Raw genomic sequence first — 939 nt, 5'->3', positions numbered from 1 at the left:
GTGGCGGGCCGGGTGGGTTGGTCGGTGAGCCACTGTTTGAAGGTGCGGTGGTGGCGTTCGACTTTGCCGTTGGTCTGCGGGTGGTACGGGCTCGAGTGAATGATCCGGGCACCGGACCCGGTGACGAACGCGCCGAACTTCGAGCGGCCCTTCGACGCGGTCGCGCAGAATGCCATTCCGTTGTCGGACAACACGATTGCCGGTACTCCGTAGTCGGTGAACGCTCTGCCGATGGCGGTGATGGCTCCGGCGGTGGTCTCGGCGTGGCAGACGTACGTCGCGACGAGGGTGCGGGTGCAGTCGTCGAGAACTTCGAAGACGGTGGCTTTGCCGCCGCCGGAGAGTACGACTTCGGTGGCGTCGATCTGATAGCAGTCACGGGGCCGGGCGTATTGGAACCGGCGGTAGGACGATTTGGGTCGCTTCTTGGGTTCCGGGGTCACCAGGCCGTGGCGGGTGAGGATGTTGTTGATGGTCGATCGGGCCGGGACCTTCCAGCCTTTGCCGGCCCAATCATGTTCGGCGGCAATCTTGGTCAGCTCGTAGCTGATGTTGTCGGCACCGTTGTCGCGGCCCAATTTGCCGCGGAGCGCGATGATGCGGGCTTCGATGGTGTCGGGGGTGCGTGTCGGGCTCGAGCGGGGCCGGCGGGAGTCGAGTTCCCACCGGCCCCGTTCTCGGATCCGGGCGGCGTGACGGTTGGCGGTACTGCGGGAGAGCCCGTGGTCGGCGCAGAAGCCTGACAGGCCTCGTTCGTCGAAGACGTCGGCTCCCTCGATGATCCATGCGGTCAAGGTGGCGTCGAGCAGGTTCATCCGGGCATCCGATCTGGCCATGGATTACTCCATAGCCGGTCACAGTGCCCCGCAGCATCATCACAGCCCGTGTGTCACATGTCCGTGGACATCTCGTGTCTCATATGTCCCCAGACTGAACACG

The 939-nt window shown here is 64.6% G+C and carries 1 protein-coding gene; it reads right to left on the bottom strand.

Translation table 11 applies throughout. The annotated features are described in order from the left end of the window. Positions 1 to 836, bottom strand: an 836-nt coding sequence (locus J1M81_RS24585) for a DDE-type integrase/transposase/recombinase (RefSeq protein WP_206499038.1), incomplete at its 3' end; no start/stop codon positions are given. Between the last annotated feature and the right edge of the window lie 103 nt (positions 837 to 939).

This window comes from Rhodococcus sp. KRD175 (genome assembly GCF_017168275.1).
GTDB classification, from domain to species: domain Bacteria; phylum Actinomycetota; class Actinomycetes; order Mycobacteriales; family Mycobacteriaceae; genus Rhodococcoides; species Rhodococcoides fascians.
Note: the sequence above shows the minus strand (reverse complement) of the source record. Positions and strands in the feature narration are given on the sequence as shown.